A 16,619-nucleotide genomic window follows, 5' to 3' on the forward strand; every position below is an offset into this window, starting at 1 on the left:
GTTAAAGCAGCAGCAGGCTGCTTAGAGGAATTTTAAAAAAATACACATTAGAAATTCTGCAGGTCTTTGCGTTTTTAATAAGAGCAATTATGAAATTGATTCATGTAAATTTGTTGTAAATTATTAAATTAATATATTTCAAGTCATCACTGTTATGCGTGAATTCAAGTGATCATGAGCCAAGATTATACAGAAATTGTAAGCTCAGATATTACATGTAGTTTACTTAGTTGACGTTAGCCATTAAATAATGGAAAATCAGATTACGTTCGCCTGATCACGTGATCGCCTTGCCAGAGCAGCTCAGACGCTTCATAAACCTGTCCTTGGTACGTTAAACGCACAGGCACATGGTTAAACGGCTTTTCCCGCTGGCTCGGCCACAGACGCGAGGACAATAAGTAGTCAACGTGGTAATTAGTCGTTTCCCGCTCCAATTCCGCTAATGCTGCAGCAGGCTGATCCCGGATCAAGGCATTAATAGCCTGGCGTCGCTCATTGGACAGCAGCTGTTTAAAATAGCCAGCCGCATGATAGAGCGCGTTGGCTAGTTCAGGCAATGCCTCACTCGCTGTAGACTGATACGTCGCATCAATCCGTTGCAGCAGCGTATAGGCTTCATTCAAGCGTTGGGTGTCCGGGCGCAATAATTGTCTCACGTCGCGGTAAGCCGTCTGATCACACGCTAACACAAAATACTTATTCGCAGCCCAGACCGACTGGGCAGCTTTCAAAACCAATTTTTTATCGTCAATTTGATCGAGCTTCATCGCTATCACCCCTGATTCAGTCGTTATTACTCACATTTCAAAAGGAGTTATTTAAATGAAAATTTATCAAATGCGCCGTCAGCAGCAGCTCCCCATTTCTCTGGAAGAAGCTTGGACACTCTTTTCAGATCCTGGCAAATTACCTGATATAACGCCGTCATGGATGCAATTTACAGTGACGAGCCAGCCGAAAGGAAACATCTATCCAGGTATGATTACCACCTATCATTTGCGGCCACTTTTAGGTATCAGGTTAACCTGGGTCACGGAAATCACGCAGGTCCAGGATCAGGTCTATTTTGTGGATGAACAGCGCTTCGGTCCTTACCGCTTCTGGCATCACGAACATCACTTTAAAGCCATTGAAGGCGGGGTTGAAATCATCGATATCGTGAACTATGCCATGCCCGTGGGCGTCATCGGTCAAGCTGTTCATCAGGTTAATGTCGGAAGGAAACTGCATGACGTGTTTGATTACCGCTACCAAACGCTGAAACAAAAATTTGGCGTGATGCGGCATGTCTGATTAATCGAATATGCTGATATCAAACAACTCCCGCCGTGCTGAGCAGAGCGGATTGTTCTATATCCCATTAGCGTCTTCCCAGCTTTAATGCTCCGACAATCAGTGGAAGCTGCAGCGGTAAACGCAGCCATAACAGCCAGGGATTCGCTTGTTCTCCCGGGCGGACGGCAATTCTTTTTACAGCCATGTACACATTCGCAGGAAAAACGGCCACCATAAACAATGCTAAGAGTTTCCCAGTGATCTGCTGTCCTTTTTTCACCCAGAGCAAAACAGAAAATATGATTTCAAACACACCTGAGATGAGCACGATAGCCCTGCGAAAAGGCAGTGCTTTCGGAACAATTTTACGGAAACCCCGTTCATGGACAAAATGCAGGACACCGGCTGCGGCTAAAAGAAGCGAATACAGCGTTCGAAAAACACGTTTCATACGGGTTCCACCTTTCATAATTTTTCTTATCCTTTGTTCGCATTATCCACGATTTACCGCTGTAGATCAATTCATTACCATCCAAAGCAGCCGATCTTGTGTTAACATTTGCCTTAAACAGCCAAGCATACGCTCAAACAGCTTTAATGGAGGTCTCTCTATGCGCTTATGGCATGAAAAACTTTTACCTGAACTGCCCCGCCAGCAATTGCTCGGTCAGCACCGAGAGTGCTGCGCATTGCGAGGAAATGGCTGGGGAAAAAATCACAGCACCGTTAATTACGTGTTCCGCCATTCGCCATATAAATTGTACCAGTATCATATGAAGGTCATGAATGAAATGAAACGAAGAGGCTATCATATTGATTCATTATGGGAGGACCCGCTCTACCGCGGAAAAAAATGCTCACCCTTTGAGGATGAGCAATTAACGAAAACAGGCACTCAAGAAGGCGAGACAATTTATCCAGAACACGATCAGGACTATTTGCAAGCGTGCATTGATAATCTTCGGGAAAAAGGAATCTATGTATGAATTGATCAGAACCAATAAATATAGTGTTTAAATTATGGATCAACACCAACATCTATGTCCGCTGCGGAAAAACACGTCGCTTTCCTAATTACAGGAAAAAGTCCAGCCATATTTTAACGGCCGTTGCCAGAATAAGAACAGCAAGGATGCCCTGCAATACCTTTGTATTGATCCGCTTGCCGGCATAAGCTCCCAATGGCGATGCAAGTAAGCTGGCAATCATCACTATGACAGCAGGAATGAGGACAACCTGCCCTGTCATGATCTTACCGGCAGTCGAGCCTATGGACGAGATAAAGGTAATCGCAAGCGAAGATGCAATCGTCATCCGGACAGGGAGTTTCAAGACGCGCAGCATGATGGGCACCAGAATAAATGATCCGCCAGCTCCCACAATACCAGCGCCAATTCCGACAAGGAGCGCTAAGGCAGACGCAAGCCACCGCTTAAAATTTTCCGGATTAAAACTGGTTTTATTATCAGCTGAGCCTTTATTCGGAATAAACATCATAATGGCAGCGAGCAATGCCAGTACACCATATATAAAATTAACGCCGCCTTCAGACATGAAAGAGGATAGATAACCGCCAGCAAGACTGCCGATTATAATACTGGTGCCCATATAGCCAATGATGGTTTTATTTAAAAAGCCGCCTTTCCGATAGGCCCAGACACCCCCGATGGTAGCAAACAACACCTGCACAGCCGTAATGCCCGAGACTTCATACGAGCTGAAATCAGCTACACCTAATGCAGCAGGTATATATAACAGCATCGGGAAATTAATAATAGCTCCGCCGATACCGACCATCCCGGAAATAAAAGACCCGACAAAGCCGATCAAAAAAATGGTGAGAATAACAACTAAACTATACGTCATTTATATGCCTCCGTCACATAAGAGAGTCCCTTATTATAGGGACCCCATCAATAGTCACTTATACCGTATGGGGTATATAAATTATTTGAAGATAAGGGTCCATTTTGCTGAACCCTTTACAGGAAAGATGATACATATCACTGTATACCCCCTAAGGTATTTTGTCAACGCTCATTAACCACCTTTTTGTTGAGATGCGTTCATTTTTCCCCTATTTATACCTGCATAATTCAGACGTTAATAACAATAATAAGAAAGAGGAAAATAGCGTTTTGATGTTTAAAATGATAGCAAACTCATGAATATAATAAGTGGCTATACCATACGAAAGGAGAGATATCGTGACCTGGCTGGAGATTATTTCGTGGATTTCGATTACACTAAGCGCCCTGCAGGCCTTGATTATAACGATTGATGTCATCCGGTATCCGCAAAAGATGATGCCCATTATGAATATCGTCTGGCCGCTGACAGGCCTCTATTTTCCCATTGCGGGCATTTGGGCTTATTACGGGCTTGGGAGAGCCAAGGGAGAAATGAACCATGAGGAAATGGAGCACCATGACCACGGTGAGCATAATCATGGAAGTGACCACCATGATATGCATCATCATGGACACGGCGACAAACCGTTCTGGCAAAGTGTCTTTGTTTCCACGACGCACTGCAGCAGCGGCTGTTCGCTCGGTGACATGATTGGCGCCCCTCTTGTGTTTTATACGGGGTTTTTGATCGCAGGCTCGGAGCTGCTGACCGATTATGTGGTCGAGTTTATCCTCGCCTTTATTTTTGGCATTGCCTTTCAATACTATGGCATGGGTTTTCAAAAACACGATCAACCCGGACAAGCTATTAAAGACGCGATCAAAGCCGATACATGGTCCCTCATTTGCTTTGAAATCGGTATGTTCGGATGGATGGCGCTCGCCTATTATGGATTCTTTGTTAACATGCCAGAACCCAACACCGCTGTATTCTGGTTCATGATGCAGCTGGCCATGATGCTCGGTTTTTTAACAAGTTATCCGGCGAACTGGCTGCTCGTGAAAAAAGGTATCAAACATGCCATGTAAGGCGTGTTAGGTGTAATTTCACACCACAAAATTCGTAAACCATAGACCAAACGACAATCGAGTATAATAGGGTTAATAACATGGCCAATTCCAACAATGAGCAAAAACTATCCGGATCATCTAACCCGGGTAGTTTTTATAATCATTTATTTAGTTGGTAATTCTTCGATGCTATCAATGTCCATGTATTCCGGAACAACAAATCCTTGTTTTGCTCCCTCTAGATTAGGACCTAAGTCTACAATTTCATCTTTATATTCCTCGAAATAATTAGCCGAACCTGAAGGGAGCCAAGCCATTAACATGCCATCAATACCACCATCAGCAAGAGATTGCCATGCAACTCCCATATCAACCATATTCAATTCAACGTCGTAACCTAATTCTTCAAGAGCGATCTTAACAACATTTATTGAAGCGGCTGCTGACGACCAATTAACATAGGCCAACTCCACAGTCTCATCTTCTACTGGTTCGATACCCTCTTCCCAGTCGTCAACTTTATCGCGATTGTTTTTAACCCACTCGTTAGCTACATCACTCGCTTCGACATCATCATCTTTCGTTTTTGATAAAATTTTATTCATATCTTCTGGTGCCCATTTAAAGTTGTCCAAGAATTCATAAGCAGAAGTTTTTTCTTCCTCAAGACCTTCTCTCACAAATGTATGGATTTTTTCGGATTCACCTAAAAAGCCTTCGGGATCATCCAAGAACTTCAAGTCATATTTTTCAAATGCCCAGTGTGGCTGCCAAAGTGTCACAACGATCGATTCTTTATTTTCAATGGCTTCATCTAAAGTTGCCAACATAGGTCCTTCAGAACTTGGTGTTAAATCAAGTTCCAAGTCATAACCCTCAACGGCTTTTTTAGCTATATCCATTGTTCCTGACCCGGGATCAATGCCTACGATTTTTTCAAGGTCAGCTGCGTCGTTGTTTGCTTCATTTGTATCATTACCTTCTGCTTCACCAGATTCTTTTTGACATCCAGCTAGCATCAATATCGCACTAATACTTATTAGAATAAACCATCTTTTTGAAAATAATTTCATTGTCTTTCTATCATCCTTTCTATAGATAGTATGGTGAATCGTCCTATCCTTTGTTTCATTGTCTTTTCAAAGTAATACGCTTAACATCTGAAAAAGACTTGATTCCAGACATATATTTATGCTAAGGACCGTTGAACTTTTTTCAATGATATACTGTCATCTGCTAAATCTTCTGGGTCTATAGGTCTTTGTTGCTTAATCATTCTTCTAACAGGCAAAGCATTTTTTGCCTGGTTAGAAATGAAAGCTGCCTGAATAATATTTTGATCATCTAAATAAAAATAAGTGAACGCGTTTGCTTCCATCGATCCGCGCTGAATAATTTGAGACCATGTCTTGGCATGTCCAAAATATTGAAAACGACTTCCATATTGATCTGACCAAAAGTACGGTGTATACGTATAAGGTGACGACTGCGGAGAAATCATGTTCTTCGTCACTGTCTTAGCATGATTGACGGCATGGTCCCAATGTTCAACATGGATGGGACCTGAATGGTATGGCCACGACGTACAATCCCCCGCCGCATAAATATCAGGGATGGATGTTTCACCAAATTCGTTAACAATATAACCGTTTTCCATTTCCAATTGCGGGTGAGTCAGCTCCATATTGGGCGTTACGCCTACACTCAACATGACCGCTTGGCATGGAATTCGTCTTCCACCAGCTGTCATGGCTTCCTGAACTTCTGAATCCCCGTTAAACTGAACAACAGAGTCTTCTGTCATGACTTCGACACCATTACGTCGATGTAGATTCAAAAAGTATTCTGATACCTGCCTGCCCACAATATTTTCCATCGGATAAGCGGATCTTTCTACAATGGTCACTTCTATTCCTAATTGTTTCAAAGAAGAAGCCATTTCAGCTCCAATAAAACCCGCACCTATAATAACGGCTTCTTTCACATGTTGCATATGCTGCTTAATAGCTAGGGCATCTGCCATCCTGCGTAAATAAAAAATGCCTTTAAGATAATCGCCTTCTATGGATAATGTCCGTAACTTTGATCCTGTCGCGATCATAAGCTTATCCCACTCATAATCAAAACCATCTTTTGTCGTGATGGTTTTACGAACCGGATTTATGTTTGTTATTTCTTCACCAAGCTTTAAGTCTATATCCCGGTCTTCATAGAAGTCAGGATGACGTAGTAAAACACCTGAATCATCAGTTTCCCCTGTCATCCATTGCTTGGACAAAGGGGGGCGATCGTAAGGCACCTGATTGTCGCGATCCACCAAAACAATCGAGCCTTGATGGCCCTCTTTTCGCAAATTTTCGGCGGCATGAACACCTGCAATGCCCGCTCCTAGAATCATGATGGTATCGGAGTCAGACACTTACTCACCTCCTTCATAGTTAATCCATACAGATCCATCAACCTCGAGAGTTTGATAAACCTGCAACGGATCTTCAGCCGGACCTTCCAGCACAGAACCATCACCAACATCAAAGCAGGCAAAATGAAGCGGACACGTTAAACAAGTCCCATCCAATTCACCATCGACTAACTCAGAATGTTCGTGCGTACATATGCCATCAAACGCATATACTGTGCCCTCACCCCGGCCGACAACAATTGTCTTCGTATTTGTTTCACATTCGATCAGGTCACCCTCTTCAAGCTCTGAACTTGAGCAAGCATAAATATAACTCTTGTCAGAAACGAAGTCTGATCCCTCGTTATGTGTCATTGCGATCACCTTCAAGTCTCATTTTATATGTCATGTATTCATATCTGCCATAGAGTGATAGTCTATATTTTAAAACCAACTGACAGGAGAAGGATGTAAATTACGATAAACATGCTTTGTCTCCTGGTATTCCTCAAGTCCTTTTTTGCCAAGCTCACGGCCAATTCCTGACTGTTTATAACCGCCCCATGGTGCTTGCGGGAAGTACAGGTTCACATCGTTGATCCAAACAGTTCCCATGCGCATTTTTGCAACACAGCGTTCAGCTTTGGCAATATCGTTTGTGAAAACACCACCGGCTAGACCATAAATCGAATCGTTGGCAAGGCGGACCGATTCTTCCTCAGTCGAGAATTTCTCCACTGTAATAACTGGGCCAAAGCCTTCGTTCTGCACAACGCTCATATCAGTCGTACAATCCGTCAGTACTGTTGGCAAATAGAAAAACCCATCCTGCAGCTGCGAGTCATCAGGTTTTTGGCCGCCAACTGCAATCGTGGCACCTTCATTTTTACCGTTTTCAACATAACTGATCACCTTAGCTAAATGTTCCTTAGAAATTAGCGGCCCCATTTGGGTTGATTCCTCAAAGGCATTGCCAAGCTTAATATTCCTAACCCGGTCAACGAGTGCATTAACAAACTCATCATGAATATTTTCTTCTACTATCAGGCGGGTTCCTGCTGAGCAGATTTGTCCAGCATGGAAAAATACCGCATTCATCGCCTGATCAACTGCTGTTTCAAAATCAGAATCTGCGAAAATAATATTTGGATTTTTGCCGCCCAGTTCCAATGCTAAATTTTTAACATTGGAACTCGCAGCCTGCATAATTCGTTTACCCGTTTCAATGCCGCCCGTGAACGAAATAAGATCAACGTTATCATTAACAGAAAGCTCATCACCAACGGAATATCCAGGACCAAGAACCAAATTGACAACACCCACCGGGATTCCAGATTCCTCCATAAGTTCAAATACTTTAATCGAAGTAAGTGGTGTCATTTCGCTTGGTTTCATGACAAGTGTATTGCCAGCCGCCAGTGCTGGTGCCAATTTCCATGAGGCCTGAAGCAACGGATAGTTCCACGGTGTTATTTGTCCGCAAACCCCAACAGGTTCGTGAATGACTCTGCTTGTTGAATCGGGAATAGGTGAATCGATAACGTCGCCGCCATCCTTATCTGCTATCTCAGCAAAGTAACGAAAAACACTAGCAATATCATCCATGTCCTCACGGCTTTCTATTACTGTTTTACCCGTGTCAAGTGATTCAATTTCTGCTAATTCCTCATGATCACGTTCAATCAATTCCGCAATTTTATGGACCTTTTTTCCACGATCACGAGCCGTCCAATGGGGCCATTCACCATGGTCAAAGGCCCCTTGAGCGGCTTCGATAGCCAATTTTGCATCTCCCCTGCTGCCTTCTGATACAGTTGCAATGGGTTCTTGATTGTAAGGATTGATAATGGCTCGTGTTTCACTAGAATTAGCTTCAACCCACTTACCATTAATGAACATCTTTTTCATATGTCACCTCATGAATCATCAAAAGCTTATTTATAAACAACAACATTGTTCTCCTCGATGGTTACTTCAAAGTTGCGCAGTTTCTGTTCAGGATCGGCCAGCATGCAGCCGCCATTTTTGACATCATATTCAAGCCCATGCCACGGGCAGCGAAGAATTTCGCCTTCTTTGATATACTCATAATTGCCATGAACCGTGGTACGTTTATTATCACCGCGCAGGGCACCTTCCGATAGTGGTGCACCTTGGTGCAGACAACGATTGGCGAATGCATAAAATTCACCGTCCTTTGTGCGACACACAACGATCGGAATGATACCTAATGAATCACTTTTCATATCGCCGGGGTCTATATCTTCTTTTTCACAGACAACTTTCCTCATGTTGTAACACTCCCTTGCATTTGCGGTAATTTAGGATAAGCAGCCCTTGCATTTTCAGAGTAAATCTTTTCTTCCAATTCCTTATCCAGCTTAGGAAGTGCCTGAAATGGTGAATCATAATCCCAATGCGGATAATCCGTTGAAAAGCAGATCATGTTTTCAGATCCCATTTGGTCCACATATTGCATAAATTCTTTATGGCTCATTTCCTCAACAGGTTGCGTTGTAAAGCGGATGTGATCCCGCATGATATCACTTGGCATCCGATTCACCCAAGGTACCTCTTGACGAAGTTCCTTGTACTGCTGATCCATCTTTTTCATTAAATGCGGGACGTGCGTGAATCCTCCCTCAATCATGATAAGATGCAGATTAGGGAATTTCTCGAACACACCGTTGAACACCATGTTTGAAACCTCAATCATATGTGATGTTGGCACCATCGTATGCCACTCGATAAAATAACGCGGCCATCCTCCGAAATGCGTTGGCGGCTCATTATGATGCATCCCAATTGACAAATTATGACGCTCAGCTGCTTCATAAATCGGGTGATAATACGGGTCTCCCCATGATGTTTTATCGATTGGCAGCAATATTTGCACCATCTTTGGATGAGAACCGACTCGTTCAATTTCGCGAACGGCTTGTTGTGGATCTTGAGCTGCTATATGTACAGAACCATATAGACGATCATCTTTTTCCAGCCAATTATCAATTTGCCAGTCATTATAAGCGCTTGCTAAAGCAGTCGCCATTTCATACCAACCGTGCATGGACGATGGAGATGGATCCAGAGCTCCGGTTAAGATACCGTATTCGTGCCCATTTTCATTAAGCAGTTGTTGCTGCATAAAACCTAAATCACTTCCTGCGGCTCCCCCATCAGGCGTTACAGCATCTGCACGATCAACGCCAGCCACTGTTGGCTGAGTATAAGGCATATGTTTTTCCTGCATCCAGTGATTATTCTCTATATAGCCCCTCCACGGCTCATCTAAATAAGGGAGGAGATCCGAATAGCTAACGCGCTCATGAATATCTGTGTCAATAATACGACGCTGAGTGGACATTTAAACAACTCCTTTGTAATGAAAACTAGTAAATATTCATCAGAATTAACAGTTTATCATTTATAGACTGTTTGTAGTTTATAATAGGGTGTTAACTTCTGACAAATCCAATATCTTTAATTGAGTGAACTCAGTGAGCTTCAGTGCGCTTCAGTGAAACTCAGTGAGCTGTTTTCGCCAAAATCGTCTGAATAATAAAATCAACTATTAATACTATTCTGAATAAAAGGGTAAAGGTTTAACAAAAGTAGTAAGGATGGAAAACCACTTCTGAAACATCATCCACGATGGCAACATCAATCGTTTTTAAGATGCTGAGATCACGTTTAAAATGAAATGATTTTTCCTTTGCCAGCGGACTGAATACTGCAAAACCAAGCCCGCTATACGATCACTTCATTACTGAACCTCTGCCTGCAAAGGCACTTAATGCATTGAGCAAAACAATGAAAATAGGATAAATGAGTAAAAGAACCAACACAATCATTCCATCCCCAGGACCACCCTGATCGGCAGGATTGATTATAGGAGGGAATAGAGAAATATATATAAAGACCAATAAAACAAAATAGGGTAACCATAGAAGAACTGACCAAAATGATGACTTCCGATGTTTCAGCCACTTTTTGGTTAACACTATTATAAGAGCGGAAATCAGAACCACGAGAGTCAATGCAGTTATACCAATCACTACACCCGTTACAGTTAACTCCCATTCCATAAGCCTTTGAATTCGTAACGCATTCAAAAACAACTCAATTGGTATAAAAATAACCAATGCGTATAGAACACTGATACCATTTATCTTCCAAAAGGTATTCATTGACTCCCTCTCTTCCACCTAATTTAAACAGACGTTACACAGGAATGTTGCCACCCATTAACAATTATCTTAACACTTTTTCAAGTACCAGGTACACAAACAATTCTGAATTGTTTATGTACCTGGTACTTCACCCACACCATTATGACAAATTCCTCATATCTTATGAGTAACGATATATGAAGAGAGGGAGAATGATGAATTCTAAACTTACAAAATTTGTGGACGCACTGCCAATACCGCAAACCTTGAAGCCAACTCGACCTCGACATGGGAAGCAAGGGGACTTCTACAGAGTACAGATGGAAGAATTCACACAGAAGATGCATAAGGATTTGCAGCCAACCAAACTGTGGGGGTATGATGGACAATTCCCTGGACCACTTTTTGACGTTAACCATGGAGAGCCGATCCAGGTGGAATGGGTGAACAATTTACCAAGCAAACACTTTTTGCCTGTAGATAAAACGGTGCATAACTTGACAGAATTACCAGAAGTCCGGACGGTTACACATTTGCATGGAAGTGAAACAAAATCAGCAAGTGATGGCTATCCCGATGCTTGGTTCACAAAAAATTACCAGGAAGTTGGACCGCATTTCAAGCAAAAAATCTATGAATACCCAAATAAACAGCGAGCAACCACATTATGGTACCACGACCATGCAATGGGGATCACCAGACTGAATGTTTATGCAGGACTTGTTGGAATGTATATCATACGAGACAGACACGAAAAACGATTAAACCTTCCATCCGGCCCATATGAAATTCCACTCGCTATCACCGACCGTTCATTTAATGACGATGGTTCCCTCTATTATCCGCCGCAGCCTGATGATCCAGCAGATAATATACCCAACCCGTCTATCCGGCCATTCTTCCTTGGAGAAACAAACGTGGTTAATGGCAAAGTTTGGCCGTATTTGGATGTAGAGCCGCGAAAATATCGTTTCAGGTTATTAAATGCGGCAAACACACGAGCGTATCAGCTCTATCTTGATTCCGGACAGGATTTTTACCAAATTGGCTCAGATGGCGGCCTTTTGCGAAGAACACTTAAAATGACTAAATTGGCCATGGAGTCTGCTGAACGAATCGATGTGATTATTGACTTTTCTAATTTGGAAGGGCAAACCATTACACTGAAAAATGATCTTGGAGCAAACCCCGATCCCGAGGACGAGACCGATGATGTTATGCAATTCCGAGTTCGCTCACCGCTGAAAGACGACGATACGAAAGCCATCCCTCAGCATTTATCTTCCATTCCATCACTCAAACAAAACAATATTACAAAACAAAGATTTTTAAAGCTGGTTGGTTCAACTGATGAGCTCGGCCGGCCATTGCTTTTGCTGGATAACAAGCTGTGGATGGACCCTGTCACCGAAACCCCTGCCCTGGGTTCAACGGAAATCTGGTCATTCATCAATGTAACAGCGTTTACACACCCCATTCATATTCATCTCATTCAATTTCAAGTAGTAAACCGGCAGCCATTTGATCTTGATTTATATAATCAGGACGGAAGCATTGTGTTCACTGGCCCAGCCACTCCTCCAGAACCCAATGAACGTGTATGGAAAGATACAGTTGCTGCCCATTCAGGAGAAATAACACGGGTGATAGCTGAATTCGGCCCATTTACCGACGATTACGTGTGGCACTGCCATATTTTGGAGCATGAAGACCATGATATGATGCGACCTATGAGAGTTATTGACCCAAAAAAGAACGATAACTAATTCTGCAAGTGCCAGGTACATAAACAATTCAGAATTGTTTATGTACCTGGCACTTATTTATGAACTATCTACTGCTTTTACAGCACGTAAACCACCAGTTTGTTATAATCGGGATTAATGTATTAGATTTTGATAGAGGAAGCACCTCGTCTCTTGTCTTCAGCTTAGATGCTTACCTTCACTATAATAACCAGCGATCTATGCTATAATTTGGAACTAAACAGAAGGAGACGCTATCTGATGGATAATCAATTATGGTACCGGCTTGATCATGCAGCGAAAATGTATTCATCAATTGTTTCGTCACGTGCAACAACGTTATTCAGAGTTTCCGCGACCCTTACGTCACAGATAGATGCCACACATTTGCAATCCGCTCTTGAGGCGACATTGAGGCGCTTTCCTTTCTATAAAGTTCAATTAAAACAAGGGGTTTTCTGGTACTACCTTGAAGCAACCAGCCAAATTCCACTTGTTGAGGAAGAAAATTATTACCCATGTATGAGTTTAGGGATAAAAAGAAGCGGGTCCTTTCTTTTTCGGGTATTATATTATAATAAGCGAATTTCTGTAGAACTATCACATAGCCTAACGGACGGTACAGGTGGACTTAAATTCCTTCAAGAAATGATTATTCAATATCTCCATTTGAAAGAATCAATCGCTGTGAATAATCCAGAACCAGACCAAAAGCAGCTCCAATCAGAGATAGAGAATTCATTTCTAAAGTATTATGAGAAGGAAATTCCAATTTTAAAATCACGTATTGGAAAATCGTTTAAATTGCCAATTGCTCTCGACAAAAAGGGGCGATACTATATAACAACAGGTATTATTGATGTAACAGAACTAAAGCAAAAAGCCCACTATTATGAAACGACGGTTACGATTTTATTAACAGCTATCTATATCGAGAGCTTGCTGAAAATACAGGATGACGTTGCTCGTCGCCATTATCCGATTGTTATTAATGTTCCGGTAGACATGCGTTCTTTCTTTAAAAGTGAGACAATGAGAAACTTCTTTGTAAGTATCTCACCTTCCATTGACAGCAGGCTCGGCAACTATGAGTTCACAGAGATTATCGACGAATTGAAAATTGAATTCCGCCGTTTACTGAGTCCTAAAAGGTTAAAACAATCTATTAAACGCAGTGTTATTGGTGAGAAATCCTTTTGGCTGCGAATAGTGCCATCACCGCTGAAAGATATTATAACCCCCTCCATTTATTCGCTTTTTGGTGAAAGCCAGTATACAAGTGGTTTATCAAATATGGGTGTTGTTCAGATGCCGAGTGAAATTGAACAGTTTATTGAACGATTCGAATGTTACCCTCCGCCAAGCATTGGAAATAAGGTTAAGGCGTTCATGATCAGTTATCAGAAACACCTTTATTTCTCATTTGGAAACTTATCAAAAGACCGCATGCTGGAGCGTGAGTTTTTCCGTAATATTCGAAAAAAAGGAATCGATGTAGCAATTGAAACGAATGATGAGGAGAATTAATATGGCTTATTGCCCAAAATGCGGGATTCAAGTTGAAAGAGACAATCGGCCCTGCCCATTATGTGACTTTCCCATTCCCAAAGTGGATGATACGCAGGCAGATATACCTAATAAATTTCCTAAAGCCGAAAATCCATATCCTGTTCATTTGCGAAGGATATTGAATCGTATTTTTATATTTATCTCCTTATTAATATTCGTCGCGATCAGTCTTATGTTTTATGTGAACTACGAACTGGACGAGGCATTTACCTGGTCTAGATACAGTAATTTAAGTGTACTGGCAGGCTGGGTTTTTTTGTACTTTTCATTTGGTTATGTTCATAGCTATTATAAAATAATTATTGGAATGGCTCTCATTTCGTTAGTCTTGTTAGGTGGCTTGGACATTTTCGATGGCAGCCTTGATTGGTTTATCCCACTCGCATTTCCAATCGTTGTTGGTACGGCTGTTATTGGCTTATGCTACTGCACGCTGATCCGATTTTTATCTGTCAGACGGTTTAATGTTATTGGATTTTTCTTTATTGCAATTGTGATCCTATCCATGTGGATTAACTTTTTTGTCAGCAGTCATGAGGGAGAAGTGAATCTGCTGCAGTGGTTAATCGGTACTGGGTTGCAACTATTACCAATAACATTAGTGATGCTTTACGTGAAATATGGACTACCTGAACGAATCAAACAGAAGGCCGCTCGAAAATTTCATTTGTGATTGTTCTATATTTAAAGGAAAAACAAACAAATGACGAAACAGGACTGCTATTAAAAACCTGGATTGTAAAGTAAAACGTGTGGGGTTACGAATAACCAGATTTCAATCCGCATTCGTTGTAAAATGATCAACTGGATCTAACCCCAGTACTTGGCGTAATTGTTGACTGACTTCTTCTAAATCTGTCTTTTCCGGGATAAAATAGGAGCCATTATTCACCGTCTTTTCCGTTCCTTTTATTTCAATTGTTTTCATAGAGAGATCATTCTTAGCCGCAAGTTGTTTCTCAAGGGCGAAAATTTCTTTGGCTGCTAGATCCGTTTTTACACTTTTCCCTAATATATCAGTGATGTCGCTTACTTTAAAAATAGTTCCTGCTGATATAGCCTGATCGATTGTTGCTTTTAGAAATTGCCGCTGCCGCGTGTCTCTGCCGTATGATGCATTGACTGACCGCTTTCGCATACGAACAAAAGCAAGTGACTCCTCTCCATTCAAATGCGTATCCCCTTGTTCGAAGTAAATCCGTTCGTCATTTTGATAAATGTTTTTCTCCCAAAATCCTTCTTTTATATCAATGTCAACACCACCAAGTGCATCAACAATATCACGAAATCCATCAAAACCGACCGTAACAAAATGATCTATTGGGATATTTAGCAAGTTTTCAACCGTTTCCATTTGCAGCTTCTCCGCGCCATATCCTGTAATAGACCCATAGGTATAAGCTGCATTTATTTTATGCGTACCTGTATATTCTTTTGCATTTTCTATAGTGACTCTTGTGTCCCGCGGAATAGTTACCATATTCATGTCATGTGTTTCAGGATCAATCGTCATTACAATTTGTGTGTCTGCTCGCCCATGCTTCCCATCAGAAGAATAGTCTTCCACACCCATCAGCAAAATAGAAATGGGGTCTTTGTCTATCGTAACGGATTTGTTTCTGAAATCTGATTTATCATTTTCACGGTTCAAGTCGACTTGCGATTGATCAAAGGCATTCATAGCTTGAACACCTGCAAATAGGCTAAATCCGACCAAAATTAATAATAGCATTAGCACTACATAGAGCAATCGTCGCGGCCACTTTTTCTTTCTTTTATTTATTCTTGAGTCATCCAACAAAAAAACCTCACTTTTAATTATGTAATATTAAGCCAATACGTCTTTATCTCTATCTTCTTCCATTTGATTGATACGTTTCTGGGTTAAACTGCTTTTATTATAGTATTGGCTCTTCACTTGGTTATATTGTTTTGTGATGTGATTGAATTCTTGTTCTTGTTCCTTCATCGTTTTATAGTTTTGGTTAATTTTTTTAATTTGCTTATCCAGATTCGACGCCTTTAACGCTTTACTTTGTAATTGTTCATACAGATGGTTGTTTAATTTAAGCACATCCAGGTATTGATGGTAATATGACTCAAATACATTTTGGCGTTTCTCCATCAATTGAACAACGGCAGTCGCTTTCTTTTTCTCTTTGGTGTCGTCAATATCCTGTACAGCCGTTTTGATCTGTGAAGAAACCTTGTTTGCCTTATTAAAGCTATCTTTTGCTTCCTGTAAATAGTGCTTCTGTTTTTCGTTGAGTTGTTGGGCATCTTTCATGTCCTCTTTTATCTGCTGTTTCTGATCGATTTCAAGGGAAATGATTTCATTATAAAGTGCCTTTTCATTTTGAGCTGCTTTTGTTGATGCTTGTTGTTTTTCAGCAAAGTTTTTTTCAATAGCAGCGGATTCTTCTAATTTTTGATAAATGAGCGAATTTCATAATTCATAGCCCTTGCGGCGCAAGGACTTAAAAACGTAAAAAAGGAAGTACCTCCCCAAATCTTGTATAATGGTAGTTGAACTAAAACA

18 protein-coding genes are annotated in these 16,619 nt (G+C 41.4%); 6 read left to right on the forward strand and 12 right to left on the reverse strand.

The genetic code is table 11. The features are described 5' to 3' along the window. Window positions 1-263: 263 nt before the first annotated feature. Entirely contained in the window at window positions 264-770 is a 507-nt protein-coding gene (locus ACFQU8_RS09500) for a DUF1722 domain-containing protein (protein WP_382359128.1), read from the reverse strand. A gap of 55 nt (window positions 771-825) precedes the next feature. Between ACFQU8_RS09500 and ACFQU8_RS09505 the strand changes: the two genes are divergently transcribed. Further along, entirely contained in the window at window positions 826-1,296 is a 471-nt protein-coding gene (locus ACFQU8_RS09505; protein WP_382359131.1) for an SRPBCC family protein, read from the forward strand. A gap of 67 nt (window positions 1,297-1,363) precedes the next feature. Here ACFQU8_RS09505 and ACFQU8_RS09510 read toward each other — a convergent pair whose 3' ends face one another. After that, window positions 1,364-1,729 carry a DoxX family protein gene (locus ACFQU8_RS09510; RefSeq protein ID WP_382359134.1) on the reverse strand — a complete coding sequence of 122 codons (366 nt, stop codon included), beginning with the start codon at window positions 1,727-1,729 and terminating at the stop codon, window positions 1,364-1,366. Between the two features lie 160 nt (window positions 1,730-1,889). Here ACFQU8_RS09510 and ACFQU8_RS09515 point away from each other — a divergent pair, with 160 nt between their 5' ends. Then, window positions 1,890-2,264, forward strand: coding sequence for a TIGR02328 family protein (locus ACFQU8_RS09515; protein ID WP_382359137.1), 375 nt, complete (start codon window positions 1,890-1,892; stop codon window positions 2,262-2,264). An 88-nt stretch (window positions 2,265-2,352) separates the two neighbouring features. On the opposite strand, the gene ACFQU8_RS09520 is transcribed toward ACFQU8_RS09515, so the two are convergent. Beyond that, complete coding sequence (locus tag ACFQU8_RS09520; protein WP_382359140.1) at window positions 2,353-3,144, reverse strand: sulfite exporter TauE/SafE family protein; 792 nt, start codon at window positions 3,142-3,144, stop codon at window positions 2,353-2,355. Between the two features lie 341 nt (window positions 3,145-3,485). Here ACFQU8_RS09520 and ACFQU8_RS09525 point away from each other — a divergent pair, with 341 nt between their 5' ends. After that, window positions 3,486-4,217 carry a DUF4396 domain-containing protein gene (locus ACFQU8_RS09525; RefSeq protein WP_382359143.1) on the forward strand — a complete coding sequence of 244 codons (732 nt, stop codon included), beginning with the start codon at window positions 3,486-3,488 and terminating at the stop codon, window positions 4,215-4,217. A gap of 146 nt (window positions 4,218-4,363) precedes the next feature. On the opposite strand, the gene ACFQU8_RS09530 is transcribed toward ACFQU8_RS09525, so the two are convergent. From ACFQU8_RS09530 to ACFQU8_RS09560, 7 genes are all read right to left on the reverse strand, one after another. Next, window positions 4,364-5,272: a glycine betaine ABC transporter substrate-binding protein gene (locus tag ACFQU8_RS09530; RefSeq protein WP_382359146.1), complete on the reverse strand. Its 909-nt coding sequence runs from the start codon at window positions 5,270-5,272 to the stop codon at window positions 4,364-4,366. A 116-nt stretch (window positions 5,273-5,388) separates the two neighbouring features. Further along, window positions 5,389-6,618, reverse strand: coding sequence for an NAD(P)/FAD-dependent oxidoreductase (locus ACFQU8_RS09535; protein WP_382359149.1), 1,230 nt, complete (start codon window positions 6,616-6,618; stop codon window positions 5,389-5,391). Beyond that, the gene (locus tag ACFQU8_RS09540; protein ID WP_382359152.1) at window positions 6,619-6,972 is read right to left on the reverse strand and encodes a Rieske (2Fe-2S) protein; all 354 of its coding nucleotides are present in this window, start codon (window positions 6,970-6,972) and stop codon (window positions 6,619-6,621) included. Window positions 6,973-7,041: 69 nt separating this feature from the next. Continuing rightward, window positions 7,042-8,505, reverse strand: a complete 1,464-nt coding sequence (gene betB, locus ACFQU8_RS09545) for a betaine-aldehyde dehydrogenase (RefSeq protein WP_382359155.1) — start codon at window positions 8,503-8,505, stop codon at window positions 7,042-7,044. Window positions 8,506-8,531: 26 nt separating this feature from the next. Then, window positions 8,532-8,888 carry a Rieske (2Fe-2S) protein gene (locus ACFQU8_RS09550; protein ID WP_382359158.1) on the reverse strand — a complete coding sequence of 119 codons (357 nt, stop codon included), beginning with the start codon at window positions 8,886-8,888 and terminating at the stop codon, window positions 8,532-8,534. Beyond that, window positions 8,885-9,961 (reverse strand): amidohydrolase family protein, encoded by a 1,077-nt coding sequence (locus tag ACFQU8_RS09555; RefSeq protein ID WP_382359161.1) that lies wholly within the window; start codon window positions 9,959-9,961, stop codon window positions 8,885-8,887. Before ACFQU8_RS09555 ends, ACFQU8_RS09550 begins: the two co-directional genes overlap by 4 nt. 391 nt (window positions 9,962-10,352) lie before the next feature. Continuing rightward, window positions 10,353-10,784, reverse strand: coding sequence for a hypothetical protein (locus ACFQU8_RS09560; protein ID WP_382359164.1), 432 nt, complete (start codon window positions 10,782-10,784; stop codon window positions 10,353-10,355). A 197-nt stretch (window positions 10,785-10,981) separates the two neighbouring features. On the opposite strand from ACFQU8_RS09560, the gene ACFQU8_RS09565 reads away from it, so the two are divergent. From ACFQU8_RS09565 to ACFQU8_RS09575, 3 genes are all read left to right on the forward strand, one after another. Next, window positions 10,982-12,532 carry a multicopper oxidase family protein gene (locus ACFQU8_RS09565; RefSeq protein ID WP_382359167.1) on the forward strand — a complete coding sequence of 517 codons (1,551 nt, stop codon included), beginning with the start codon at window positions 10,982-10,984 and terminating at the stop codon, window positions 12,530-12,532. Window positions 12,533-12,772: 240 nt separating this feature from the next. Continuing rightward, complete coding sequence (locus ACFQU8_RS09570) at window positions 12,773-14,038, forward strand: alcohol acetyltransferase (protein ID WP_382359170.1); 1,266 nt, start codon at window positions 12,773-12,775, stop codon at window positions 14,036-14,038. A gap of 1 nt (window position 14,039) precedes the next feature. Beyond that, a complete protein-coding gene (locus ACFQU8_RS09575) occupies window positions 14,040-14,753 on the forward strand; it encodes a DUF6320 domain-containing protein (protein ID WP_382359173.1) in 714 nt (237 codons plus the stop codon). Window positions 14,754-14,855: 102 nt separating this feature from the next. On the opposite strand, the gene ACFQU8_RS09580 is transcribed toward ACFQU8_RS09575, so the two are convergent. Together ACFQU8_RS09580 and ACFQU8_RS09585 are read right to left on the reverse strand one after the other, a co-directional pair. Further along, a complete protein-coding gene (locus tag ACFQU8_RS09580) occupies window positions 14,856-15,878 on the reverse strand; it encodes an LCP family protein (RefSeq protein WP_382359176.1) in 1,023 nt (340 codons plus the stop codon). Window positions 15,879-15,908: 30 nt separating this feature from the next. After that, window positions 15,909-16,517, reverse strand: coding sequence for a YkyA family protein (locus ACFQU8_RS09585; RefSeq protein ID WP_382359179.1), 609 nt, complete (start codon window positions 16,515-16,517; stop codon window positions 15,909-15,911). Window positions 16,518-16,619 lie beyond the last annotated feature (102 nt).

The sequence above is a fragment of the Lentibacillus kimchii genome, from assembly GCF_042666895.1.
In the GTDB taxonomy this organism is placed as follows: Bacteria; Bacillota; Bacilli; order Bacillales; family Amphibacillaceae; genus Lentibacillus; species Lentibacillus kimchii.

Coding starts and splice junctions, on each gene's coding strand:
- ACFQU8_RS09500 (WP_382359128.1), bottom strand. CDS start 770: ATGAAGCTCGATCAAATTGACGATAAAAAATTGGTTTTGAAAGCTGCC.
- ACFQU8_RS09505 (WP_382359131.1), top strand. CDS start 826: ATGAAAATTTATCAAATGCGCCGTCAGCAGCAGCTCCCCATTTCTCTG.
- ACFQU8_RS09510 (WP_382359134.1), bottom strand. CDS start 1,729: ATGAAACGTGTTTTTCGAACGCTGTATTCGCTTCTTTTAGCCGCAGCC.
- ACFQU8_RS09515 (WP_382359137.1), top strand. CDS start 1,890: ATGCGCTTATGGCATGAAAAACTTTTACCTGAACTGCCCCGCCAGCAA.
- ACFQU8_RS09520 (WP_382359140.1), bottom strand. CDS start 3,144: ATGACGTATAGTTTAGTTGTTATTCTCACCATTTTTTTGATCGGCTTT.
- ACFQU8_RS09530 (WP_382359146.1), bottom strand. CDS start 5,272: ATGAAATTATTTTCAAAAAGATGGTTTATTCTAATAAGTATTAGTGCG.
- ACFQU8_RS09540 (WP_382359152.1), bottom strand. CDS start 6,972: ATGACACATAACGAGGGATCAGACTTCGTTTCTGACAAGAGTTATATT.
- betB (WP_382359155.1), bottom strand. CDS start 8,505: ATGAAAAAGATGTTCATTAATGGTAAGTGGGTTGAAGCTAATTCTAGT.
- ACFQU8_RS09550 (WP_382359158.1), bottom strand. CDS start 8,888: ATGAGGAAAGTTGTCTGTGAAAAAGAAGATATAGACCCCGGCGATATG.
- ACFQU8_RS09555 (WP_382359161.1), bottom strand. CDS start 9,961: ATGTCCACTCAGCGTCGTATTATTGACACAGATATTCATGAGCGCGTT.
- ACFQU8_RS09560 (WP_382359164.1), bottom strand. CDS start 10,784: ATGAATACCTTTTGGAAGATAAATGGTATCAGTGTTCTATACGCATTG.
- ACFQU8_RS09565 (WP_382359167.1), top strand. CDS start 10,982: ATGAATTCTAAACTTACAAAATTTGTGGACGCACTGCCAATACCGCAA.
- ACFQU8_RS09570 (WP_382359170.1), top strand. CDS start 12,773: ATGGATAATCAATTATGGTACCGGCTTGATCATGCAGCGAAAATGTAT.
- ACFQU8_RS09575 (WP_382359173.1), top strand. CDS start 14,040: ATGGCTTATTGCCCAAAATGCGGGATTCAAGTTGAAAGAGACAATCGG.